This window comes from Leptospira broomii serovar Hurstbridge str. 5399 (assembly GCF_000243715.2).
In the GTDB taxonomy this organism is placed as follows: domain Bacteria; phylum Spirochaetota; class Leptospiria; order Leptospirales; family Leptospiraceae; genus Leptospira_B; species Leptospira_B broomii.
On sequence record NZ_AHMO02000011.1, the window covers coordinates 453,046 to 476,970 of the forward strand.

A 23,925-nucleotide genomic window follows, 5' to 3' on the forward strand; every position below is an offset into this window, starting at 1 on the left:
CATCAAAGAATATGATCGGTACGATCTCTTTCTTTGAGAGATGCGATTCTTTAACCGAAAAGAATAGGTCCGAATGCGGTCACTATCAGAGTAAGTAAGAGTACAACGATCGGAATGATGATATGCTCATGTCTTGCGATAAATCCTTTTCCGGTCAACGATTCGTCTTTTACAAGAAGGTCTCTAACTACGTGTTTGGTAAGCAAATGATTTAAGGCGACCGGTGGCGTCAAATATCCCAATTCAAACGAGACCAAAGCCGTCATCCAGAAATTCAACGGATGAATCCCATTTGCCTTTGCGATTGGATATAGCGTAACCGATACGAGAATGACCGCTCCATACGGATCCATAAGCATTCCGATAATCACCAGAGCAATCGTAAGGACTATCATCGCAGATATGGGCGAACCTAACTGAGTAGGAAACAAATCGACGACTTCCGAACGTTCGAAGACACCGCCCATACATGCCGAAAGTCCCATTAGTAGAAGAAGCGCTCCTAAATGCGATCCGGCATCGTAAGAAGTTCTAGAAAGTTTCACTGCCTCTCTGGCCGGCTCGGTAATCGGATGAGACGATTTGGAAAGTTTATAGTCGATCGATAGAAGCGCTAGCATCGCTAGAGGCAGAATATAGGGGGCAGTATGCTCGTCGAAATGCGTTCCCAAACCGAGAACGATGATTAATACGATGGATACGGAAACCAACATATAGATGCTAAACGGTTTAAATGCTTTCCAAGTTTGAGCCCAGGCGTCGGTCGCCGGGCGAATTTTCCAGGACTCCTTACGAGTAAACCAACTAACGATGAGGAAAAAGCTGGACGAAACTGCAAAAACTCTCCACCCCCAATAGAATAACTCGTCCGTAGTGACGTCTAGATTTAAGGACGCAACGATCACTACAAGTAAACATGGCGGAAGGACCACTCCCAAACTTCCGGACATCGCTGTCGCGGCCAATGCTCGTTCCTGAGTCGCACCGGCCCTCCTTAATTCGGTAAAGATTGTCGCCCCTAACGCCAAAACTACGATTCCGGAGGCACCGCTATATGCAGTCGGTAAGGCCGCGACAACCACAATGATCACCGCCATTAATTCGGAAGGCAGATGCCACGGATTCAGTAAATCGAAGAATCGACGGCCAAGAGAAGTATCTCGTAATAAAATTCCCGTCCAAACATACAAACCGATCTGGATATAAAGGGTAGCATGAGCCGTTAACTTTTGTAAGTAAATGGCCAAACCAGGAGGATGATGTTCCAGCAGGAAGAAATACAATCCGCAAACAAAAGCCATCCAACAGTACAAAGGAATACACAGTAGAATATTCGTCAGATTCGAATTCTGTCTTCCCTCGCCCGACTTAAAAACCGGATGAAACAAATTATGAAGATTTAAATAAGAAAGGAAAGCAAGACCCACGATCCACAAAACCTGGATCTGAGCTTCGACTCCCTTCTGCAAAGGAAGCATAAACGCTGCGGAAACCAAAACGATTAAATTCGCAACGATCTGACTGATCTCCGTTACGATTTCTTCCCTAGAATTTTCCGGATTCCGAAGGGCGATATGGTATCGCCTGGTCGTGGAGACGGTTCCTGCGACCAGAAGTAAAACCACCATGGTCATCGGAATGTAATCGGTTGCAAAAATCGTAATCCAAGAAAGTCTGCGTTCCACTCCGCAATAAAGAGCCTGAGTCCAGGTTAGATTTGCCGCTAGCTTGACTAACTCTAGCTGAGTTTCCGTAGGTCCGGTTTTAACCGGAGCCTCTCCCGAGGAACCGAGATCCAATTCTTCCAACAATGCAGAATCGGATTCGCTGACTTCGGCCCTTTTATCTCCGGCGCTGCCCAGACCGGAAACGCAAACGTTGCGGATCATTGCGTATTCCGGCCAAATACTTCCTCCTAACCCAAGCAATCTCGCTTGAACAAGCTGTGCTCCACTTTGAATCAAAGGTACAAAAAGGAAAAACAATACAGACCAGGAAACGATCTTTCTCCACATAAACTCTATCCTCTGGATTTTGCGGCTGAGAATAAATCACGGAAAGAAATCTTTCCGTGATTTATTCTTTATTTCTATTTTTTAAACTGAAAATTCGATTATTCTAAATTATCGGAACATTCTGCAGCACCTGGCTCGGATTTGCAACGAACGCCCTTCATTAATTTAAGAATCGCCGGGTGATATACTTTTTTATCGCGAAGTTTAATGCGAACTTCCCGAAATTTTTCAAAATAGCTATTTGCAAGTTCTTTAGGTACTTCCAACCAAAACTTCGAGGGGATCTCCTGCTCGGCTCGTTTCGTGAGGGCAAGCATGGAGTCGAATTGGGCCGCTGCCCAGTTCCTGGAAGTATTTCCAAAATTCTCCGGAAAATCTTTTTGCCTAGCGACGATTTGAAAAGTAAGCTGACCGATCGGAAAGCGGACGATACCGCCGTTGGGGGAAATCCCCTTCATCAATTCCAGAGGTTTAATTCCTATCGCGGGAGAATAGCAGGCGTCCGCTCTTCCGTTATTGAAAATCCCGGCAAAGGTCGCTATTTCAGCAGGTACCATGGAAGCCCCGACGATATCGACCATTGTGGTTGCCGCCTGATCGTAGGTCAAAGTTGCGATTTTCTTCCCGGCGAGATCCTTGATGTCTTTTAGATTCTTGTCGCGAAGAAGAAGATATACCGCACCGCCCGGAAACATCGCCATAGTCTCATAATCGCCGTCCACATTCAATTTGCGCGCTTTAGGATTCGCTAATACTTCAATGGTTCTGTGTAAAAGATCGTAACTCGGCAAGGCTCCGATCGCTTCAATGGAACCGGACTGAGGAACATATCCTCTGACTCGGAGGGACGTTAAAAATGCCATGTGGCATTTTCCGGCCTTGAAGTCGCTATTAGCCACCACCTCGTCGGTATACGCCTTGAGATCCAAACGAATTCCCCAGGTTAATGCCTGCGCTTGGTATCTTTGCGCGGATTTAAATACATCCCCATGGGCGCCGGACGGATCAAACACGCACATAGTGCGATCCACCGCCTCTGCAGCGTCTATAGTGCGGATCCCGATCGGGTTTCCGAACGCGAATAATAGAGCGACCGAAACTAGATATTTTTTCATTTTCATTTTCTCCTGCCTTTCGAGGTTCCGCTTCGAATCACGAAAGTTTATAAGTCCTTTAGTAAATCATCATCTTCTTTATTATTCTTTTTTCTTCCGCCGGGAAAACTTCCGAAATGAATCGGACCGCGATGTCCTGTTTCCTTGACCCAAATTTTATCGGATTCATGGCGGGAAAGGCTTTCCGCAAACGTCTCTAAAAGCCTATATTCTTTTTTAGCGGGAGAATGATGCACTGCCTTTGCATGATCTTGGATGAGTTTTTTCATCAGCTCGACGTTGCCCCGTCCGGCGACACCCTGAAGCTGGAACGCCCTGGCCAGTCGAACACCCGCTTGGTCTCCTAGTTTTACCGCTTCATCCAAATGCTTGAACGGATCCTTTCCTTCCGGAGTGGCTCCCGGAACGGAAAGCCAGACCACGGCTTCGAAAGCCAAAGGAGTTCCCCACCATTTTTTCGCATCCAGACATTTGGAAGCCTGAGAGACGACCGAAGGAATTTCAGTCGTAATCCCGGCAAACCCCTGGGCGGCGCGGTCGTGTAAAATCGCGAGTAGACCGGAAGCCAGACCGACCATAAAATAAAACTGTTCTTCATCGTCCATGGATGGACATTTGCCCTTCCATTCCCCGAAATATTGCAGAAACCGATTATAAGATTCCCCATACCGCTTTGCCGCAATCCCGTGATGGCGAATCTGCACGGCTTGGAAATCGGAAGCTTCTTCCCCTCGTCCCTTACGAACGGCGGCAAGATATAACAGTTCAGCCTCTTGTGCTTTTCGTTCGGCACAAATGCCGGCTCCCATCTGGGCCACCATTACCGGTAATTCCACGGAGGAGCCGACTCTCTCGAATGATGCGACCAACGGTCCTAACGCGGTTCCGCCGACGCAAACCGAATCCAGATCGTCGGAGGCTAATAAATAGGGGACCAAATTGTCCTGAGCATAGGAATTCAGGGTACGACCGGTTACCCTATATACGATGGAACAATTCAAAAGATTTATTGTAACAATCGTTACAAAAAAGGTTGTCAGTTTATTCATAGGAGGCTGGAGAAGCTTTTCCACTTAAAGTTTGGCGAACTCTGGAAAAACTATTGAAAGGACAAAGTTACGTCCAACTATTTTTTTTCTAATGATCGTTTTATTCTAAATTTAAATGTCGCCGGAGTAAATCGAACGAATGAAACGAATTAATCTGCAATTTTGCCGGATTTTTAGGCAACCGAAGAACTGGCACGAATCCTCTCTATCAATGCTATCGTATCCGCTTCCGGCTCCACTCCCAATTCTTTCTTCAAAATCTTTTTGAGATCTTCAAATTTACGCAGGGCTTCATTTTTCCGATCCAATTGTTGCAATGCCTCAAAATGATATCTCCATGCGCGCTCATCCAAATCATCCAAGCGAATCCAGCTTTCCGAATCCAAAAACAAGGCATCAAAATCACCCCTTTTTTGGGAGAATTCGCATAGAATCCTATATGTTTCGATCAGATTCTTGCGTAAATATTCCCGTTTAAGATCCGATTCGGGGAAATACAGATCGAATTCGAAAAAGTCCCCGCGGTAGTAATCTTGGGCCTTCTTAAAATTCTGAACTGCTTCCTCTTCTTTTTTGTTTCTAAGTAATCTATGAGCTTGTTCCAGTTCCCGCTCGAATTCTGAGAAGTCTGCGACCACGAGATCGGGGTGAAAATAAAGCCGGTCCTCAGCAAAAACCAGAGCGTCCGGATTTCCCAAAATCTTGCGGAGACGGAATAGCAAAGCATGAAGGCTATTTAAGGCGTTCTTTTCCGACATTCCCGGCCAAAGATTCTCTAAAAGTTCTTCCTTATGAATTCCTTTTCCGTATCGAACGACTAGAAGTTTAATCAATTTAAGCAACTTCTTCTTACTCGAGTATTCGGAAGCGGAGATTTTTTTGCCGTCAAGCTCCAGCTCCAACGGACCCATAGCTTTTACTTTTAGAATCAGCTGGTTAGGAGCCTTTTTACGGCTCAACGGAGAAGGCCGCATCCCCCCTACTTCTTTCGAGCCTGATCCGGGGTCGAGTTTCTGTTCTAGAATTTTTTCAGACTGGGCGATACTTCCGTGCAACCATTTAGCTATCGATTCCTTAAATTCCAGCCGTACTTCCCTTTCCGATTTGTTCACGGTAAGAAAACTATCTACGGAGAACATTAGTACTAGAAAACTAAAATGCGAAGTATATGGAATCGGTAGGACATCCGTCGCCACTAGAATATCCAGAATCATTGATGTAAAAAATAGAATCAGACCGAATAAAAGGAACGGATTTCGAAAATGATTTCTAAGGAATTGGTTCGTCACTTTGAACAAAGTCCAAAAGATCATCAACATTCCCGATAAGTATAGATACTGAACGATGATCGGTTGTTTCGTCTCGTAGATCACGATTCCCAAATAAGGAAAACTTCTAGGGTGAGAAAGTTCGATCGTATACGCGTTCGGATCCGTTATTAAAATTCCGGAGAGAAGAAGGTTTAGGAAAATATAGAGGTAGGTAAAATCCCGACTGAATATCCTACGATAGCTGTTTACAAAAAGCACAAGGAAGGTTCCGAAAAAAGGAACCGCCGTGTTTTCCAATCTCTCCCAAAACAAAGCCTTTTCGATGCTTTCCGAATTAATTGTCTGAATAAAAAAGAATAAATAAGCTCCGTATGAAATTTGCAAAAAAGCAAAATGAAGCAAATATACCTGCTTTCGGTTCCGAATGAAAAGAACCAAATTATGGACAGTTCGGTAAACTAATACCGTGACTACCAGATAGCAGGAGAGTTGATAGTACGTCATGATCGACTTTCCTTTCCTATCTCATAAGGATTACTGCAACCCATTTCCTAGAATACGACAAATTTTGTGAACAAATGCTCACAAAAATAAAATTCGTACGAACTTGCTCGGATGCACAGGGTCCTCTCCCGATTAATCTCTCAGCAGTTACGAAAGTTTGCAGGCAACGAGAATAGAGGAAGATAGAATTCTAATCCAGCACAAAGAATACGAAAATATTCTTTCGGGCAAAAAACCGGAGTTATTTTCCTCCGGCTTTTCGACTAAATGAACGGCGATTATTCCTTTCGAATTCAGCGCTATCGAATTTTTTACGGGCAGACGATCAATGAGGCAGGATCGGTGACCGCTTGCCCAACAAAACGCATTCCTCCTAAAAGATACGGGTCGCTCGTCTGCGGCGTATTCAATGTAAAGAATTGCACTTTATCACTTGTTGCACTAATTGCACATGCCGTAGAAAGATTTAAGGGTGAAGAAGTAGCTGCAGGATTTCTAAGTTTCGGGAACGTGATCGTGGAAGGCATCGGTATCTCTTTCATGATGCTGTTTACCATAGGAACGATCAATGTAGTGACTAAGGGAGAAATGACTGCCTTGACTCCTTCCGGATCCAATCCGAAAGGATTGTTTGTTGATCCTTCCAAAACTTCTACTGCATAATCCAAATTATTTGCAGGATCCAGGATTACCTGCAGCGCGTTTAGATTGGCTAAATTCGGATTGCCGGTCGGGTTAGAGAAGGTTTTAAAACGAAAATCAGCATCGGACGCAAAACTAATTCGAACGGTTCCCAAGGTCTGTTGAGATCCGGATGGACGCGTATCGGTTGAGCAATCGGCTAAATCGTCGCTCGATAATCCGGCACAAGAACTCGGTTTTATAGCGATAATCTGAAGTTGCATTTCCGTAAAATACAGGCGCATTTTAGGCACGCTTGTGGAAGTCATCGGTTTGAATTTCACATTCGGCGCAAGTATGGGAGACATGACCATATTAATGTCGTCGTACGATTTTACCGGAGGTGCCAACTGGTTGGAAGAATTCAGACCTTGTAATTTAGTTCTTCCCGGAACTAATATCGTCACCAAGGGCGAAGCCTTCAAGAATGAGGTAGTCAGTGCAAACAAAGGATCGGATCCGGCAAACGAATTCATTCCGTTGATGAACTGCTGATTCAGTACGATATCGAGTCCTCTTCTTTTCCAGAGATGGAAGGCAGCCTGCGAAATCGTATCCGTGTGCATTGAGATTAGAAATCCGGGATTGCTAGCGGACTGAGTAAACTGATAACCTGAAGGCGGCGGATTAGCGGCGGTCCAAGCCCTCGTCGATACCATTCCGGATTTTCCCGATTGAGTGCGAAGTCCTGCAGCCGGACTATAACTGCTGGTAAACGCAAAATCAAGCGAGGTAACTAAGCCTTTATTCGTTCCGTCGTGCTTAATGATCGCATCCGTATTTAATTTAAATCTCACGTTTAACGGAAAATTACCCAGCGGTGCAGGCAAATAATCGGGAAGAGTAATCGTTACTCCGGTATCGCGCAAATCAGCTACAACCGAATTGAGAACATTCGGTGCGATCCTAGTTACGATGTCCTTTAACATGTACTGAGTGATAATTTGCTTCACGAGAGGGACAGTAGTTCCCGCCATATCTTGAATGGATTGGCTTCCTACGATAGCTGCAATGACCGTTCCAAATTGCTCGCTACCCCCCAAATAGGTCATCGGAGACGTCCACATAAAGTCGGATGTATCCTCGCCCGGATACAAGCCGGACATAGATAAATGGTTCGGGTTAGACCAAGGTAGAACGAAGAAATTATTAAGATTCGAAACTATATCGGCCGCACTCGGATTATCGGGGAAATACGAATCGTTAACGGTAAACGGAGTGCGGACGTTCATCGTAATCAGTCCGTCGCTTCCTACACTGAGAGTATTTCTTGCTCTTGCGGTAGCCAGTCTCGGCTTGGACAGTTGAACGTTTTGCCAATCGTAGCCAGCCCCATTAAGCGCACCTTCGACCGCCGGATCCCAATTCAATTTTGCGGTTGTAGTAAAAATCAATTGAGCCCCCGGACCCATAAAGGTTCCGAACCAATCTTCAAAGCGAGAAACTACCAACAAATCCACCTCGACGTATCTGGATTTTAGGTCGAGCCCCAACCCCGGAGCTACCGCCCCCGCACCTGGATTTACTTTTAAGTCGGCGACAACGTTACCTAGTTGAGTTCCGACACCTGCACTACATCCGTAAGTGGCATTATTGGATCCGCAACGAACCGCTCTAGGTAGACGCATGTCGGTGACATACACGTCCATATTCACTGCCGCGCTACCGTTTGCGATTCCTTGATTTGTAATATTCAATGTCGCACTATACTTGGAAAACGGTCCGGGTGATACTGCACTCACATCCCCGAAGGTTTTAAGGCAAGATATCCAACTAACCGCATTATCGATATCTACCGTATCGTCGCACATCGTTGAAATCTTACCCTTGGGTCTTCCAAAGGGAGAAAAAGCCGTCGCAGTGTAGCCGTCATATTGTTTTACGTCGGTAGGATAATGACAGTAACTCCAAGCAGGCTCGTTCCAATGGGTGATCGCCTGACATTTAGCTGTGTTTCCAGATTGGCATGCATTGTAATCACTCCAATTCCAACTACTATTAGGGTGGAATGGAGGACCGTAATCGTTAGGCCCCCCGTTATCCGTGGGACCGCAGGAAGCGGGTCGGACCCAGCAATATCCTTTGCCCTCCGCTCCGGGCTTGGATCCAAAAACGGATATATAGGAATAATTTTGGAAATTAGATAAGTTTGCGTTCCCGGACATGAGTCCGTCCGGTTTCATGCAAGCCTCACCGATCGTCCATTGTCCGTTTTCATAAAATTGACGCTTAGGATAATTCGGTAATCCGAGAAGAAAGTCTTGGAAGGTTCTCGGAACACCCGTCGAATCTAAAACCTTGAACGCACCTGTCGTAAATTTCTGAATCGCCTTTCCTAAAAACGGAAGCATTTGTGCTTCGTCCATGATACCGTCAGCAACGTACGGAAGTAGATTATCAGGATTTTCTAATCTTCCGTAGTTAAAGCTGAAATATTTGCGAAACGTTTTTCCGTTCGTTGCCTTGATTTCGTAATAATAAGTGTTTCCTCCAACCGTCGGAGGAATCTGGGAAGTATCAAGAGTCAGGGTAATAGGAGAACTCATGGAGCAAGGAGGAGAATTGCAAATAGTTTGAGAATTCGTGGAACCTACCTTATTAAGCGTAATTCCCTGGATATAATTATTTGCCACCACCGGATTTTGAAATGTAGAAGCTAATTGCAGCGCGGCGGATTGATCGAAGGTAATATCGTTATTACCGTTCAAAGTATACTGACTTCCCTGAGTGATTTTATTCGTTAAGCTATAATCGACTGCCGTTCTGAATTGAACGGAATAATCTTGGAGAGCGGTTCCTGAGATCGTCAACGCCGCAGAGGTGATCGCTAACGTATAATTTTCAGCCGGTCTAAATTCACGATAAGACTTGAACCGAAGTTTTTGGCTGCTCATCCAGTAAAACTCTCCGCCGGGATTCGGTCCTAAAAGCGGCCCGCTCGTTCCCACTATGGAAAAATTAGCCTGAGTAATCGTCTTATTCATCGGGTGAGAGAAACGGATTTCCAATTCCTTATAACGATCCACATTGTCCAAAGAATTGATAAATAGAACCGCTTGCGGACTCGTTGCACCGAAATCCACGGGTAGCTGGGCTACACTATTATCTACGCTATTATACGGCTGCAGATTCGGATCCGAGCCGGAGCCTTTTCCAAAGGAAAAGAAACCTATATCGAATATATCCGAAAAGTCCAGACTGCTCCCGTTCTTAGGTTTACAAAAACCGAATGAAGCTACTATTACAAGCACGCAAATAAATCGAACGAAAAATTGATTAGCGCTTTTGCCCAAATTGAATGTCTTTCTATTCTTCATTTTCTTAATCGATCCTTGTTCGGTTTTTGGGAAAGTATTACGTTTGATTCGATTCGTATTCATTGTTCATGCCTCATCGAGTGAAGATCGTGGTAAATCGGTTCCAATAGGTATCCGAATTTTCGTCCTGATTAAATCTGTCATAGAAGGTAAAACCGCCCGGCATTTCCTTGCGACCGCCTGCCGCCATGTCGGCGAAAATTCCAGTTAACACTCCCATGGTATACAATAAGGAGCTAGGATCCTGTTGCGGAGTCTGAACCATATCGGATACGAGCAGGCGTTTAGTATCCGTAAAGATTGCCTTTAGCGGAAATGGAGTACTCATATCAGCTTCGAGGTAGGAATAAAATTCTCCGTTCTTGACGAGTCCCATCATAACACCGACAATGCTCCTTCCGTTTGGAGACGCGATATCGATTAGATCGGGAGTGTCTCCGCTTAGTAAATTCGATATGAGGTAATCCTGATTTCCGTCCGAATTGCGAAACAAGGAACCCAGAAGATTTAGAATACCTTGAATCTCCGTTGCACTTGGGACATTATCGATCACCATGTCGAGAGAGAAGTCGATAGTCGGAATCAAACTGTAGACGGATCCCGCTGAGAAATAATCGCGGAGGCGAACTGCCCAGGCCCCCACTTTATCCCAATCCGGATCATATACGTTGGATGATCTCGTTCCCGGATAGGCCGCCAACATATCGCGTACCGATTCCAAATACGTTTGTAAATTGTATTGGATCGCAGTAGGAGATTCGTTCGTAAGTTTTATTTCTCCTAACAGAGTAGCTAAAGATTGAAACGTGAGAACGGCGCCGGATGCTCTTTCCGGTCTTCCCATCTCGGCCATCATTTGCACAAACGTCGATAGAAGTTCCGTGCGAGACATTAAATTCAATAATCCGTCCTGGTAGCGTCTGTCGTTTTCCGAAAGAATGGAGATAGGAGATCGAATAGGTTTTTGAGTGACCGGATCTAGATACCGAAATAAATATTCATCTGGACCAGCCGAATTACTTCGTACACTCGAATCCGAGTTCACGATTTTTACGACATCGATCTGTCTTCCGCCCGAGCTCGGCTCAGTATCCGTGATTCTTCCCAACAGAGGACGAGTTAAACTTCCGCTGAGACCCGTTAGAATTTGAAACGGATTTTTGCCGTGAACCGAATCCGCCTGATCGTCCAAAGTTTGCGCGAGAGCAACGATTAGCGGGAGCAAACGATTTCGTTGATCCCAGGAGGCATCGACCGAGCTTCCAAGAGTCGGATCGGAGGGTGACGAGGCCAATACACGAGTAGAAGTCAGGAAGGAAAGTCTTTCCATAACTGTGAAATTTGCCGCGATTACTTGTGGAATCACTCCGTAAGAAGAAGTCGGAGGATAGAAAATGCTATAGACGCTCGTATCGCCTAAACTGTTAAATGTTAACGGACTGGAACCGGTCGTACCATAGTCCCATGCCTCCAAGTAAAACATGCTGTCTCCCGGAATATCGGAAAAATTCGCCTGAAGGACCGGAATACCCGGCTGCCTGAAATTAGGCTGAGTAGAAGACGCGCAACCGGGTTTTAGAAAAGTCTGTTTTACTCTCCAAATACCGTTGATTTTGTCAGTGCAGTTAGTTCCGTCCTGTAAGATCGGAGTCGCGCCCATTAGACCGTTCAATCCGTTCGCGATCAGAGTAACGTACGCGGCCATTTTATACGGCACACCCGCACCCAAGGAAGCTCGAAGAGGAATGACTGCGACCATCCGCTTTTCATGCAAAAGCCATTGGAAATTCTTATAGAGAGCTTCTTCATCGGAACTCACGGCTCTTTGGGTTTGGTCGTCTTTCGCGATTTCCCAAACAGGAATGCTCCAGCCTTTCGCACCGGAAGCGTTAGTTCCTGAAGCGACAGGAGTAAAGGAGTTATTCGCGTAATTAGCGTTAGTTTCCATTCCTCCTGGCCCGACCCAGCGGCAAAGGCTAGTACTGTTACAAGCGCCGCTGGCAGTATTAGAGACTTTAATTCTATAGTCCGACGTGTTCCAACTTGATTTATAAATCAAGTCGACGCCGTTCGAATCTTTGTACATCTTTCCATCGATCGTGTAAATTGCGCCTGAGGCATCGGTTCTGTTCCGATTATAGTAGGGTCCACCTCCTGAAAGAAGAACATTCCTAATCAATTTCATAATGAACGGAATCGTTTTCGTATAAACGGTATCATTAGCCGACGGAAGTATGCTCGGATCTGGAGCCTCGAGTAAAGTTAATGTTGGCGTATTAATCGAAATCGTAAACGGTGAAGGAGTATTTGCATCTCCGTTTCTGAAAACGGCACCGTCCACCGAACTTTGATTCATAAATGATTTTATCCCGATGCTTCCCGTCATCGTCGATCCGAGCGAGTATATGCTATCTCCTACGGTAAGAACACCGCCGGTCATAGGACCTCCGTTTACCGACCCGTTCGGTTCCAAGCGCATCATCGAGGTATCCGCAGGATTCTCCCACCGAAAACCGAACTTATCCGAAAGCGTTAATATGAACATGAGAGATTCAAGTGCGCTAACCGGACTACTATTAGTATCGTTAACCCTATCCCTCCCGAGAGCATCCATACGAATCAGTTCATGAAGTGAAAAATCCACACCGGATATGTTTCTAGAAAAATCAAAATTAGCCACATTCTGCGCCAATTTTAAAGAAAGAATAACGTTCGGATCCGAAGTGTAACTTCCGCCGAAAGAGAGCATGGGTCTCAGATAACGAAAGGCTTCGGTTAAAAGTATGGAAAATTCCGAAGGGTAAGTAGCGTCCGTGTAATCCGTCAAAGTCGGATCAGAATAGATCGAACCTCCCAACGTATAATATTTCTCCAAATTAATAATTAATTCCTTTAGGACGGTGTCCGAAGATTTAAAATCGCTGAAGCCCGCCCTTTGGTTAAACGAATTTCCGATGGAAGAAATAATCTGAATTAATTTTTGCTTCATTACTTTATCCGCAATGAGTGAAGGATCAACCATTCCTTCTAACAGACCTTGGACTGCAGCCTTGGCATTTGCATTCTGATTCAGCGCCTTGTCTAATACGTCTTCGAGTTCCACGAATAGAATTTTAATTTCCGGATCTCTCAAAACCGCTGCAAGTTCATGGAATTTTCCGTTCATCGTGTCTTTGGAATACGTTGCGTACATGTATGCCAATGCCGTCTGGCTTATCGGAGATAGATTTCGTAAAACCGGCTTTTGGTAGACTCTTAACTTTTCTAACCAAGGCTGTAGAGTATCGAAAGCTTGATTAGGTGCATTATCGATTCGATCTAAAAGATCATGGACTTTTAATAAAGATTGTCTGACGTGAGCGTTCGGATTAAGAAGCATATCACTCGAAGAACGTAAAAACCCTACAATGTCTTCTCGATACGGGATGGTCATAGAACTTTCAAGACGGTCATTAAAAGGAATCGGTTGGAGACTTTGGAATCCCGCTTTCAAGGATGGATAATTATCAAGAAGGTTAAAGAGCCTAAGCCCGGTACCTTGAATATTATCGTAAAAACTAGCGGGTGCTATCGCATCGTTCTTAGGTTTGCAACACAAGAACAGTAAGAGGATAAAGCCGATCCAAAGACGATTCTTAATCATTTTCGCTATTCCCATCCGCTTTCAATGAAAGCAAGCACAGCATAGCGAACGCTACATAGAGCCGTCTTATATAGCCCTTATATTTTAACCTGGTATTCAAAAAAAAATAATTTTAGAAAAAAAAAGGTCTAGATGAAAAATGAAATCATTTTGCATAACAATTGTTATCTATAACACTGACCTGGCCTGAGGCAGTCCCAAAAGATCATTTGAGACTTTTTTAGAACAATCCCTATTTCTTAACTGGTGGCCCAGAAACTACGATACATAATTGTAATGATTGGATTCAATAAATAACAGTCGTTATTTATTAGTTCGTTAAAGTAGTGCCCTTAAGCCCTGTAGGAACTCCTACAGGCTCGCTAAGAGAAAAAGAGTTGTTCAAGAATGCAATTCTGTGAAATGAGGCATTCCGACGCGTACCACCGCACCGGCCCCCACCCAGGAAGGGTGGGGATTCTCCGACCCAGGCGCCAGAAATGGAATTCCTTGACAGCATGGCAAAGTTGCCGGATCTTCCTCGGCATGCCAAACTCGGCCTATTTATTAGGAAACCAACCTGAAATCGGTCCTTGGTTGGCGATTCTCTGGTGGATGGTTCACTTCGGTATTTCTTTAGGATTCCTTATGAGTCTAGGGCAAATCGTTATTGAACGAAAAACCGCCCTTAATAGATTACTTACCTTACTTTTTGCCTCCATTGGGATTTTCCAGGCTTGCTCGGTATCCATTCTTTCAGGTTTTTATCAGGCAATACCGCTTCTATCTCTCGCCTATTTACCGACTTTAGGTTCCGTGGGTCCCATCCTCTATGGAATTCACCAAGTAAGTGTAGAAAGAGAAACCGAATCGTTTGGATATCTTGGTCTGAGTAAAATCCATCTATTTCTTCCCATTACACTTTGGGTTATCTATCTGCTGGGCATTTTTGTTTCCGAAGAACTGATCAAGATTTCCATCGCCACATTCGTCTCACAGCCGGGAATCCGGATCAGCGAGATGATTCTGTTTGTCCCCCTGACCTTGCTATTAGGATATGTGATAGCGATTCTGACAAAGAGCTCGGATCTTTTTCGTCCGGAAATTTTACGGCAAGAATGGACGACCCGCATCCTTCTTTTCTTGGTCTTGGCGACGCTCTGGAATTTGGTCTTAGGCGCGATCTACCTACTTACCCGCAATCCGTTGTATCTACTGGAAAACTCCGCAATGATGAGCTGTAGCCTCTGTCTTGCGTATTTGATCGGCCATAAACGTCCTGAATTTTTTCGAGCTTTGCAAGAAGTAGCGCAGGCTACGCGGCAGAAATATTCACGTTCCCTATTGCAGGGATTAAACAGAGCGGCTCTCAAAGAGAACCTTTTGCAAATTATGGAAAAAGAACGACTCTATCGAGACGATGAGTTAAGCTTGGCCGATCTAGCCGACGAACTGGCTCTCTCAACTCATCAAGTGTCCGAATTAATCAACCAAGAACTTGGAAAAAACTTCGCTGCGTTCGTAAACGATTTTAGGATTCGGGACGCCTGTCAACTTTTACGAACGGATCGGAATCGATCCGTTCTCGATATTGCCTTCGAAGTAGGATTTCGGACAAAATCATCCTTCCACAGGGCATTTCAAAAGCACACCGGTAAGACTCCTTCGGAATACCGGGCCTCGGGAGAGTCGTAATTTATAGTTTAGGACAAAACATCGAGTGGCATTCGATCTATTGAGACGACGGTAGAGGAAAAATCGGTTAAATTTGATTCAACCGAAAAGATGAAGAGGACACCGATGACTGCAATCGCACAAATAATGGTTCCAACCAAACCGAGTCTAAAACTTTCCGATAAAGAAAGAAGTAAAAGGATCATGAAATGGATTCGATTCCGAGATAAGCAACTACGGAGAAAATTCCCTTTTTTAAAGAACCAAGACCGATTGGGAATGGGAATCACCGTCGGTTCCGCCGCCGGAATGCTGCTATTTGCCGGCTTATATATTGCCGGATTCATTCCCGCCTGGACCTGCATCCTCGCAAACGGAATTTTAGCGTCTTTATTACATGAAATCGAACACGATTTGATTCATAACCTTTACTATAAGGATAACCTAAAAAAGCAAAACTTTATGTTTTGGGTCGTCTGGATCTTTAGGGGAAATACCGTCAGTCCCTGGTACAGACGAATGATCCATACCCTGCATCACAAGGTCTCCGGTCATAAAGAGGATATTGAAGAGAGATTGATCGGAAACGGAATGAACTTCGGCCTAAAACGGCTCTTGACGATGATCGACGGAAATCTATCCTTTCTCTTTCAAGCGCATAAGCTTAGAAAGGAAGCCCCCAAATTCAAGCGAAGAGAAATTACTCGATCTAGTTGGCCTTACCTGGTGATCTTTTATCATCTATGGTATAATTTCCTATTCTTGAATGCCTTTTACATCATTAACGACTACTTAGGAAAGCCTATTAACGAACCAGCTTGGCTGGACGGAATCCGTACGTTTCTAAATACGTCGGCGGTCGTATACTTATTGCCTAACTGGATCCGCCAAACAAGCATTCAGATCGTCTCGTCCAATATGCATTATTACGGGGACGTAAAGGGATTATACGACCAAACTCAGGTTCTAAACTCCTGGCTTCTCCTTCCGTTACATCTCTTCTGCTTTAATTTCGGCAGTACCCACGGAATTCATCACTTTGTGGTAAATCAGCCTTTCTATCTTCGGCAAGCAGTAGCACCCTTTGTTCATCCGGCGATGAAGCGATACGGAATTAGATTTAACGATTTTGGCAGCATTTTCCGAGCCAATCGCCTCGGAAAGGAAACCCCTTCAACGATCGCACAAATTGCATAATCACGTTCGTTAAGGGAATTATTACATCCGCTTTAAAAAGGAAATCTTCGTGAGGGATTTCCTTTTCTTTTCCTATGGTATTCCAAAACTAGACGAACTTCCATGGAAGAAAGTCGTCTCCGGACCTATTTAGAATTCCAAATCTCCCAATTAATTATTAGCGGGAACGTACTTTTCGCTCATCTCCTTCCCTACTCGCCTTCCGTCATCACTTGGGGGAGAACTTTATTTTCCAGTCTTCTCCTTGGGTCTCTTCTTTATTTAAGAAAAAGACCGATCCTTTTTTCATCCAAACGCGACAACCTGATCTCTTTCGGATTAGGAGTTCTTCTTGCCGTTCACTGGGTGACATTTTTCTCGTCCGCACAAATTTCCAGTGTAGCGATAGCGGTGCTAACCTTATTCACTCATCCGATTTGGACGGTTTTACTCGAACCTTTCTATTTCAAAGTAAAACTGAAAGCTTCCGATATCGCTATGGCAGGCTTCGTATGTATCGGTATGTGGTTTTTAGTACCGGAATTTACTTTTGCCAACGAATATTTTGTCGGTGTGATGATAGGGCTTATATCCGCTCTCACACTAGCGTTACGAAATTTACTTACGAAAAAATATCTATCCGGGCACGGCTCCTCTCAGGTGATGTTTCATCAGAGCGTGGCCACATGTGTAATACTGTCTCCCGTCCTATTTTTCGAAGAAACCTTCAAAAACGGACAAGATTGGGCCCTGGTATTTCTATTAGGAACCTTCTTCACGGCGATCGGACATACTATGTATGTTAAGGCGGTATTCAAAATGAAAGTAAAGACTGTCGGTTTACTTTCGACGATACAACCGGTCTATTCCGCAATTCTTGCTTGGCTGATTCTGGGAGAATTTCCAAGAAAGGAAGAATTCATCGGAGGAACTTTAATTTTAGTCGCCGCCTTCGTAGAATCCTTCAGATACAATCGCAATTCCGAATAAACCCATGTCTCAAAAATTTTTAACGATCGTAGACACCTCCGCCCCTTTTTTCTTAGAGCACGCAAAAGGAACGGTAAATTGGTCCAAGGCCCCGCTGGTCTCCTTGGAAAAAAATAAATCCTCCTTCCCTTCCAAAAAAAAACATAAACGCGTTCGTGAGTCCTTCCGCACTTATACGAAAAGAGTATCCAAACTCGGATTCAATGCCGTTACGATAGACGAACTTTGTTACCTAGTGCCTCATTCTTTTTATTCCCAGGAACTAAACCGGAAAATTTCCTCCTATCGAAAGAAATATAAGAAATTATTCAAGATCGCTTCCGAAGCGAATTTGAAAATATTCCTCACGACGGATTTCTTCACTTCCAATAAAAATCTCGAAGAGAAAACGAAGGGGAATCTAGAGCATTCCACCGAGATTTTCATGACCGGTCTGGAATCTTTCTTTCAGGATTTCCCGGAGGTCAATGGAATCGTTCTTCGAATCGGAGAATCGGACGGGGTGGATGTCAGGGGCGACTTTCGAAGTAAACTTTTATTGAGAACCACTGAACAAGCAAATAGGTTTTTAAACCAAATTCTACCCATTTTCGAAAAACATAATAAAAAATTAATATTTAGAACCTGGACGTTAGGAGCTTACGAGATCGGAGACCTGATTTGGAATCCGGAGACCTATCGGGACGTTTTCAGAAATATCCGTAGCCAATCATTGATCATCTCGATGAAATACGGAGAGGGAGATTTTTTTCGGTATCTTCCGCTAAACCCGCTATTTCTGGAGGACGACCGTCCCAAGCTGATAGAACTGCAGGCTCGAAGAGAATACGAGGGATTCGGCGAATTTCCCTCCTTTATCGGATGGTCCTATGATCGATACAGAAACCAGCTTAAGAATGCCAAAAACATGGTCGGCCTCAGCGTTTGGACTCAAACAGGCGGCTGGTCTTCTTTCCGAAACTTTACCTTTCTAAAGCATTCTTCTTACTGGAATGAATTGAATACATTCGTTGCACTAAAACTTTTTACTAAGGATTGGTCGGTTGAAAAATGTGTTCGTAGATTTTTCGGAAATTCCAATTCGGACGAATTTCTTCATTTTCTAAAACTCAGCGACCGGGTTATAGAGGACCTACTTTACGATCCTGAATTTGCGCGAAACACATACTACCTTCATCGAGTCAGGATCCCTCCTCTATTGCATGTGACCTGGGACAGGGTTACTATTTCCGATCCATTCAGATTCCTTTATTCGGCGCTTTCAAAAAACGGAATGTATTCGATACGACAGGGAGAAGCCGCCTTTCTCTTATTGGAAGAAATGCGGCAAATTGCCGAGGCGCTAAAACTACCTTATGAATTCGAATTTCAGCGGGACACGTTTTATTTGCTCTTGCTTTGTCGCCGTCTATTATACCTGACCGATCCGAGACAGAGCGACCCGATTTTTCAAGAGGCGATAGAGACTGCAAAGGTTTACGCTCGGCAATATTCGAACGCTTATCAGTTCCATATACTTGCGCAGAGGAAAAAGATCGGTTTCTTTGCCCGCACAATGCTCAAACTTTTTGTCCGCCGACAAAGTTCGTATCGGATCTTGGATAAATTGCTGTTTCATCCCGCGCTTCGATTCGTTTATTATTTGATTTATTTGAGAATTCGTAGGCGACTTCCAAGTTTTTTAAATCAGCAGGCGATGCCCGTAAGGGAACTTCTGCGCTGATTTCCGATTGACGAAACCTAAATTAGATCGCAAAATTTCAATCATGCTCGCTTTTCCACTCCGATCGATTTCAATACTGTTCTGCACATTATGTTTGTTTGTTTGGATCAACTGCTCAAGCGCCCCGGACACGAAGGAACCGTCTTCTAGTCGGGAAGTTCCCGAAAATTCCTCGTCATCTGATACCGCAAAATCCGATTCTCGTTCGATGAATCTTTCGGACGAAACTTCGGAAGACGGTCGTTGTGAACAGGGAGATTGCGAAAACGGTTCCGGAATTTACGTATATGCTACGGGAGATAAATACGTAGGAAATTTTAAGAACGGGACGAGAGAAGGAACCGGTAAATTCGAGTATAAAAACGGAGATCAATTTAGCGGGAATTTTTCCGGAGATCAAAAACAGGGCCCCGGAACGTATACCTTCTCGACGGGAACGATCGTGGAAGGGAATTTTTCTGACGGCATCCTGAAAGGAAAGGCCACTGTCTCCTTTCCTGACGGAGGAGTGCTGGAAGCGGATTTTATCGACGGAAACAATTCTTCGCCGGGAAAGTTTACACGTGCCGACGGAAGCCAGGCAGACTGTGCGTTTCAATCCAAAGCTCTCTACTGCCAAAGCAATTAATTAATATTTCGTATAACGATCGTTAATACGCGAAGGGAATATTCGCAATTAATCCTCCGGTATTGATCGAGATCTTGACGATTCCCATTCCTTGGCTTGGAAAGGATCCACTCTGACCAAGGTGTGAGTGATTGAAAATTCCTCGCTTGCCCAATTCGGCATCGTTCGCAACTCGACGATTCTATACCAAACATTTCCCGATTCCACTTTAAATAGGTGGTTTACGCATAAACATTTGAATTTGAATCCGAAACCGAATTCGGGCGGCGTAACAGAATGCGGAGCCGCGAAGAAAAATAAATCCTCTTTGGTATCATTCTTATAGACTAACGCAAACCGTCGGAGTTCCCCCGGTGAAAGAAGTAAAGTCGAGGCTTCGATCGGAGTCGAGATCGGCGCCTGTTCCAAAGATGCGACCGACTTAGTATCCCAGAGTTGAACCGGTTTTTGGGCTGCCAATTCGTACAGCTCCATCTTTCCAGGCACACCTTTACGAATCCATTCGATCCGGACCGGTATTGCGCCTTTCTTACCCTTTAGATTAAGCGAAAACTCATCTCGTTTTTCCTCTTTTCCGCAAGTATGGAAAAAGGAAAAAACGAGTAAGACCAAACAAAGACGATTCAAAAATAGCAATCTTACTCCTGACTCATTTCAAGAGATTTAAAATGAAATACCTTATCCGGGTTTTCGTTTTGAACATAAATCTTATCGCCGACTTTACGAATTCGAATCGTCTCTTGAAATATTTTTTCGGAATTATTCGGATCCGATTCTCCCATATTGCAATCTCTTCCGCACCCGTTACAATCCCCTCCGAAATACTCCTCTTCGCTTGTCCTCTGGCGAACGAGTCCGAAAATTCTAAGCTTTAAACCGTCGGGTTTCGCTTCTTTCACTTCATAATTTCCTAACGCGAAGAAACTTCGATTCGTTTTGCTTCCCTCGCCTTCGTCGGCTGTATTTCCTTCCAAAAACATACTTCCGTCCGAGCGAAGTCGAAGAGTCCAATTGGAAGATACAAGATACTTATCCGAAACCTGCTCCTGAGGAGGCTGATCTACGGAAGATTCGGGAGCCGGAGGAGAAGTCTCTTCCGTAGACGAGGAATTGACCGGAATTTCTCCTGAATATTCGCCGCCCACATAACTCCAGTTTAAAACATTATTAATATTAGCGGCGGCAAACTGAAGGGCGTTCTCTTTAGCGATTTTCCGGACTTGTTCGATCGGGTTGGGTAAAATCCAATCGTCACCGTCGGAAAAGCGAAGTTCGCTAATGATGAGTCCCTTATATCCCTTTCCGTTATAAATAGAATCGACCGTTAAGCGAAGTTTCTTTCCTTCGAAGGGCTTAGACAGAGTGATCGTTTGGGGACCGAGTATATCCTGAACTTCGATCTTAGAACTATAGCCGTTGTCTCCGGTCAATGTCGCAGTCTTTAAACGCCCATTGGTCTGACAGTGGCGTTCGGAACGTTGGTATCCGTTCCAAATTTTAAGAGACTTTATTTTCTGCTTTTCTTTGAAATCGAAATCCAAGGTGACGCCTGCACCTTTTTTATCCGACGCCCAAGCGTACTCGTAGCGAGAATCGAATAGGTTCATCACATCGTAAGAAAGGAAAGGCTTTGCAGTTTCGGAGGCCTTCACCGAGGCCTCAATTACTTTCGGAAATTTCCAACCTAATTTGGATCCCTTTTCATCGTAGAAAACGACTTTGTCTACGCAGATATCCGTATTTTTATGAAAATTGAATGTAACAGAGCGAGCGCTACGAGGAGCGGAAAATTGCACCGTCGCAGTGGCACCTCCGCCGGTCAAATCCTGACTATATTCATCAAAATTAATGTATGCCGTAATCGAGTCTGCAAACGAACCGTTACACGATTCGATTTCGATCTTAGAGAGTAAGAACGATTCGTCGGGATAAACGTGAAGCTTCACGAAATTCGCGCCTTTTTCAGGCCTCCACTTCTTCCCTTCCAGGATGTCGAACGGTAGTCCGGTTTCCATGGAGGTCGCAGTTATCATGGAAACCGGAAGTTTTTTCCCACATGCAGATAACGTAAGAAAGAATGAGACAATTATGAAAAGCTTCGAACGCATATTCGGAATTCTCCAGGCAGAATGATCAACGAGTAGAAATAATATTTTTCCTATCCTATCTTTGCAAATCCAAAATGAAAATTCTCCCGGGAAAAAGAGATGCAGCGAAGGGTTCGGATTCGTGTCCTTTTTATACCAAAATTCTCCTTGCTTTCTTAAGTGTTATTAGTAAGGCTTTTGATTAGGTAGTCGCTCCCATGTCCATTCCAAGCAGATACTCCATCGCCATCCATGTCCTATCCCTGATAGAGTTGGAAAATTCGGCGGAAATCACTTCTCAATTGATGGCGAGTAGCATAGGAACAAATCCGGTCGTCGTGCGGGGAATCCTGGGAAAGCTAAAGAAGGCAGGCTTGGTTGTTACTCGCCAGGGTGTTCCAGGGGCTAGTTTAGCCAAGACTCCGGCGGAAATCCGTCTTTTGGAAGTGTACAAGGCGGTCGAATCGACTGAGGAATTATTTTCCATGCATGCCCACGCCAATCCAAAATGTCCCGTAGGAAAGAGAATTCAAGGAGCGCTGGTAGGAATTTTCCAAGAAGCCCAGAAAGCTTTAGAAGATAAATTGAATGACTTTTCGCTTGCGGACGTCCTTCTTAATATAGAACAAGAAAGTAAAAAGCGAGCCTGAACTTAGGCTGGGCAATACTTCGATTCGGTTCAAAATCGAAATCATGAGCATCCTCGAAATTTCGAGAAATAAAATATAAGTCTTAGACTTACGAGTTCCCTTAACATCACCTCTTTTAAACCGCATGGCGCTAGCGGGGGAAAATTCTAATTTCATAAAATGGATTTATAATCTCGCCAGAAAAATTCTCTGAAATTACTTGTAATAATAATTATTACAAGTAATTATGGCTAAAAGTTCCTAATTTCATTCGGAGGAAATAAATGAGAATAATCGTATACGGCGCCACGGGGATGATCGGTCAAAGAATAGTAGACGAGGCTCTTTCCAGGGGGCACGAAGTGGTTGCAGTTTCTCGAAATCCTTCGGCCCTAAAATTAGAGCATCCCAAGCTATCAAAGCGGTCGGGAAACATTACTGATCCTAAATCGGTGGAAATCCTCTCCAACGATGCCGACGTTATTATCAGCGCAATCGGGCCGGACAAAGGTGGAAATCCATCAACGTTAAGCGACGCAGCTCGCTCTATTTTAGAAGGAACGTCAAAGTCAGGTAATAAGCCATTTTATTTTGTCGGAGGCGCAGGAAGTTTGGAAATCGCACCTCATTTACAATTAGTCGATACTCCGACTTTCCCGGAGGCCTATAAGTCCGCAGCTCTAGCGCATCGGGAAGCTCTACGCATTTTCCAAAATTCTTCCTCTAAGCATTGGACATACCTGAGTCCCGCAGCGATGATAGCCCCGGGGGAACGAACCGGAAAATATAGGTTAGGCGGAGATCAACTAGTGCTCGATTCGGAAGGCAATAGTAAAATCTCGGCGGAGGATTATGCCGTAGCCCTGCTGGACGAAATAGAATCTCCGAAGCATACCGGAAAAAGATTCACTCTAGCCTATTAATATTCTCCTTCTTAACTCAATGAAAATCTGCATTTCGAATTATCCTTCAAATGCGGATTTAAGAATAGGGCGATTTTTAAAATGACGAAAAGTTCTTTTCGTATTTTTCTTAGTCGATATTTTTCTTAAAATGTTTCTATCATACTTTCTAGTTGCTATCGGTGGAGCGGCCGGAAGCGTTTTACGTTACGTCGTTCAGATAAGTGCAATACGGCACGGAGCTGCAACATTTCCGACCGGAACATTCATCGTAAACATTACTGGCAGCGTTTTAATCGGATTAATATATGCAATCTCCGAAAGAGAAAATTTTGTTTCTCCCGAAATAAGAATATTATTGGCATCAGGATTTTGCGGAGGGTTCACAACCTTCTCGACGTTTAGCCACGAATCTCTAGCTCTATTGCGGGCAAATCAAATTCCCCTATTTTTACTCTATTCCCTCGGAAGCTTCTTTCTTTGTATTCTCGCCGCCGCCTTAGGTTCTTGGCTCGGTTCACTTAGCAGATATTTCTGACTCA

At 44.4% G+C, this 23,925-nt stretch carries 16 protein-coding genes; 8 read left to right on the forward strand and 8 right to left on the reverse strand.

All coding sequences use genetic code 11. The features are described from left to right. Positions 1-50: 50 nt before the first annotated feature. From LEP1GSC050_RS19465 to LEP1GSC050_RS19490, 6 genes are all read right to left on the reverse strand, one after another. On the reverse strand, positions 51-2,015 hold the full coding sequence (locus LEP1GSC050_RS19465) for a TRAP transporter large permease subunit (RefSeq protein ID WP_010570026.1): 1,965 nt from the start codon (positions 2,013-2,015) through the stop codon (positions 51-53). A 98-nt stretch (positions 2,016-2,113) separates the two neighbouring features. Further along, positions 2,114-3,136 carry a putative solute-binding protein gene (locus LEP1GSC050_RS19470; RefSeq protein WP_010570027.1) on the reverse strand — a complete coding sequence of 341 codons (1,023 nt, stop codon included), beginning with the start codon at positions 3,134-3,136 and terminating at the stop codon, positions 2,114-2,116. Positions 3,137-3,177: 41 nt separating this feature from the next. Further along, a complete protein-coding gene (locus tag LEP1GSC050_RS19475; protein ID WP_232225836.1) occupies positions 3,178-4,203 on the reverse strand; it encodes a hypothetical protein in 1,026 nt (341 codons plus the stop codon). A gap of 149 nt (positions 4,204-4,352) precedes the next feature. Next, entirely contained in the window at positions 4,353-5,954 is a 1,602-nt protein-coding gene (locus tag LEP1GSC050_RS19480; RefSeq protein ID WP_010570029.1) for a BTAD domain-containing putative transcriptional regulator, read from the reverse strand. A 311-nt stretch (positions 5,955-6,265) separates the two neighbouring features. Further along, positions 6,266-10,015, reverse strand: a complete 3,750-nt coding sequence (locus LEP1GSC050_RS19485; RefSeq protein WP_020987867.1) for a hypothetical protein — start codon at positions 10,013-10,015, stop codon at positions 6,266-6,268. 10 nt (positions 10,016-10,025) lie between these two features. After that, positions 10,026-13,595: a hypothetical protein gene (locus tag LEP1GSC050_RS19490; protein ID WP_010570031.1), complete on the reverse strand. Its 3,570-nt coding sequence runs from the start codon at positions 13,593-13,595 to the stop codon at positions 10,026-10,028. Between the two features lie 525 nt (positions 13,596-14,120). Here LEP1GSC050_RS19490 and LEP1GSC050_RS19495 point away from each other — a divergent pair. The 5 genes from LEP1GSC050_RS19495 to LEP1GSC050_RS19515 all read left to right on the forward strand — a co-directional run bounded on the left by LEP1GSC050_RS19495 (position 14,121) and on the right by LEP1GSC050_RS19515 (position 19,765). Beyond that, positions 14,121-15,269: a helix-turn-helix domain-containing protein gene (locus tag LEP1GSC050_RS19495; protein ID WP_010570032.1), complete on the forward strand. Its 1,149-nt coding sequence runs from the start codon at positions 14,121-14,123 to the stop codon at positions 15,267-15,269. Between the two features lie 105 nt (positions 15,270-15,374). Continuing rightward, positions 15,375-16,445 (forward strand): fatty acid desaturase, encoded by a 1,071-nt coding sequence (locus LEP1GSC050_RS19500; protein ID WP_020987854.1) that lies wholly within the window; start codon positions 15,375-15,377, stop codon positions 16,443-16,445. Between the two features lie 102 nt (positions 16,446-16,547). Continuing rightward, positions 16,548-17,414 carry a DMT family transporter gene (locus LEP1GSC050_RS19505; RefSeq protein ID WP_010570034.1) on the forward strand — a complete coding sequence of 289 codons (867 nt, stop codon included), beginning with the start codon at positions 16,548-16,550 and terminating at the stop codon, positions 17,412-17,414. 4 nt (positions 17,415-17,418) lie between these two features. Continuing rightward, on the forward strand, positions 17,419-19,137 hold the full coding sequence (locus LEP1GSC050_RS19510) for a hypothetical protein (RefSeq protein ID WP_020987890.1): 1,719 nt from the start codon (positions 17,419-17,421) through the stop codon (positions 19,135-19,137). A 208-nt stretch (positions 19,138-19,345) separates the two neighbouring features. Then, positions 19,346-19,765, forward strand: a complete 420-nt coding sequence (locus LEP1GSC050_RS19515; RefSeq protein WP_020987969.1) for an MORN repeat-containing protein — start codon at positions 19,346-19,348, stop codon at positions 19,763-19,765. Between the two features lie 48 nt (positions 19,766-19,813). Here the strand turns inward: LEP1GSC050_RS19515 and lsa20 are convergent, their stop codons facing one another. Together lsa20 and LEP1GSC050_RS19525 are read right to left on the reverse strand one after the other, a co-directional pair. Continuing rightward, positions 19,814-20,401 carry an LIC11469 family lipoprotein adhesin Lsa20 gene (gene lsa20 / locus LEP1GSC050_RS19520; protein WP_010570038.1) on the reverse strand — a complete coding sequence of 196 codons (588 nt, stop codon included), beginning with the start codon at positions 20,399-20,401 and terminating at the stop codon, positions 19,814-19,816. A 2-nt stretch (positions 20,402-20,403) separates the two neighbouring features. Further along, entirely contained in the window at positions 20,404-21,873 is a 1,470-nt protein-coding gene (locus LEP1GSC050_RS19525) for a discoidin domain-containing protein (RefSeq protein ID WP_040911948.1), read from the reverse strand. Between the two features lie 197 nt (positions 21,874-22,070). On the opposite strand from LEP1GSC050_RS19525, the gene LEP1GSC050_RS19530 reads away from it, so the two are divergent. The 3 genes from LEP1GSC050_RS19530 to crcB all read left to right on the forward strand — a co-directional run bounded on the left by LEP1GSC050_RS19530 (position 22,071) and on the right by crcB (position 23,921). Next, positions 22,071-22,502 carry an Rrf2 family transcriptional regulator gene (locus tag LEP1GSC050_RS19530; RefSeq protein WP_010570040.1) on the forward strand — a complete coding sequence of 144 codons (432 nt, stop codon included), beginning with the start codon at positions 22,071-22,073 and terminating at the stop codon, positions 22,500-22,502. A gap of 263 nt (positions 22,503-22,765) precedes the next feature. After that, positions 22,766-23,404 (forward strand): NAD(P)-dependent oxidoreductase, encoded by a 639-nt coding sequence (locus LEP1GSC050_RS19535; protein ID WP_010570041.1) that lies wholly within the window; start codon positions 22,766-22,768, stop codon positions 23,402-23,404. Positions 23,405-23,534: 130 nt separating this feature from the next. Next, positions 23,535-23,921, forward strand: a complete 387-nt coding sequence (gene crcB, locus LEP1GSC050_RS19540; RefSeq protein WP_010570042.1) for a fluoride efflux transporter CrcB — start codon at positions 23,535-23,537, stop codon at positions 23,919-23,921. Positions 23,922-23,925 lie beyond the last annotated feature (4 nt).

What these genes read in the sequence shown, in the direction of transcription:
- LEP1GSC050_RS19465 (WP_010570026.1), bottom strand. Translation starts at nt 2,015, where the DNA reads ATGTGGAGAAAGATCGTTTCCTGGTCTGTATTGTTTTTCCTTTTTGTA.
- LEP1GSC050_RS19470 (WP_010570027.1), bottom strand. Translation starts at nt 3,136, where the DNA reads ATGAAAATGAAAAAATATCTAGTTTCGGTCGCTCTATTATTCGCGTTC.
- LEP1GSC050_RS19480 (WP_010570029.1), bottom strand. Translation starts at nt 5,954, where the DNA reads ATGACGTACTATCAACTCTCCTGCTATCTGGTAGTCACGGTATTAGTT.
- LEP1GSC050_RS19485 (WP_020987867.1), bottom strand. Translation starts at nt 10,015, where the DNA reads ATGAATACGAATCGAATCAAACGTAATACTTTCCCAAAAACCGAACAA.
- LEP1GSC050_RS19490 (WP_010570031.1), bottom strand. Translation starts at nt 13,595, where the DNA reads ATGATTAAGAATCGTCTTTGGATCGGCTTTATCCTCTTACTGTTCTTG.
- LEP1GSC050_RS19495 (WP_010570032.1), top strand. Translation starts at nt 14,121, where the DNA reads ATGCCAAACTCGGCCTATTTATTAGGAAACCAACCTGAAATCGGTCCT.
- LEP1GSC050_RS19500 (WP_020987854.1), top strand. Translation starts at nt 15,375, where the DNA reads ATGACTGCAATCGCACAAATAATGGTTCCAACCAAACCGAGTCTAAAA.
- LEP1GSC050_RS19505 (WP_010570034.1), top strand. Translation starts at nt 16,548, where the DNA reads ATGGAAGAAAGTCGTCTCCGGACCTATTTAGAATTCCAAATCTCCCAA.
- LEP1GSC050_RS19510 (WP_020987890.1), top strand. Translation starts at nt 17,419, where the DNA reads ATGTCTCAAAAATTTTTAACGATCGTAGACACCTCCGCCCCTTTTTTC.
- LEP1GSC050_RS19515 (WP_020987969.1), top strand. Translation starts at nt 19,346, where the DNA reads ATGAATCTTTCGGACGAAACTTCGGAAGACGGTCGTTGTGAACAGGGA.
- LEP1GSC050_RS19525 (WP_040911948.1), bottom strand. Translation starts at nt 21,873, where the DNA reads ATGCGTTCGAAGCTTTTCATAATTGTCTCATTCTTTCTTACGTTATCT.
- LEP1GSC050_RS19530 (WP_010570040.1), top strand. Translation starts at nt 22,071, where the DNA reads ATGTCCATTCCAAGCAGATACTCCATCGCCATCCATGTCCTATCCCTG.
- LEP1GSC050_RS19535 (WP_010570041.1), top strand. Translation starts at nt 22,766, where the DNA reads ATGAGAATAATCGTATACGGCGCCACGGGGATGATCGGTCAAAGAATA.
- crcB (WP_010570042.1), top strand. Translation starts at nt 23,535, where the DNA reads ATGTTTCTATCATACTTTCTAGTTGCTATCGGTGGAGCGGCCGGAAGC.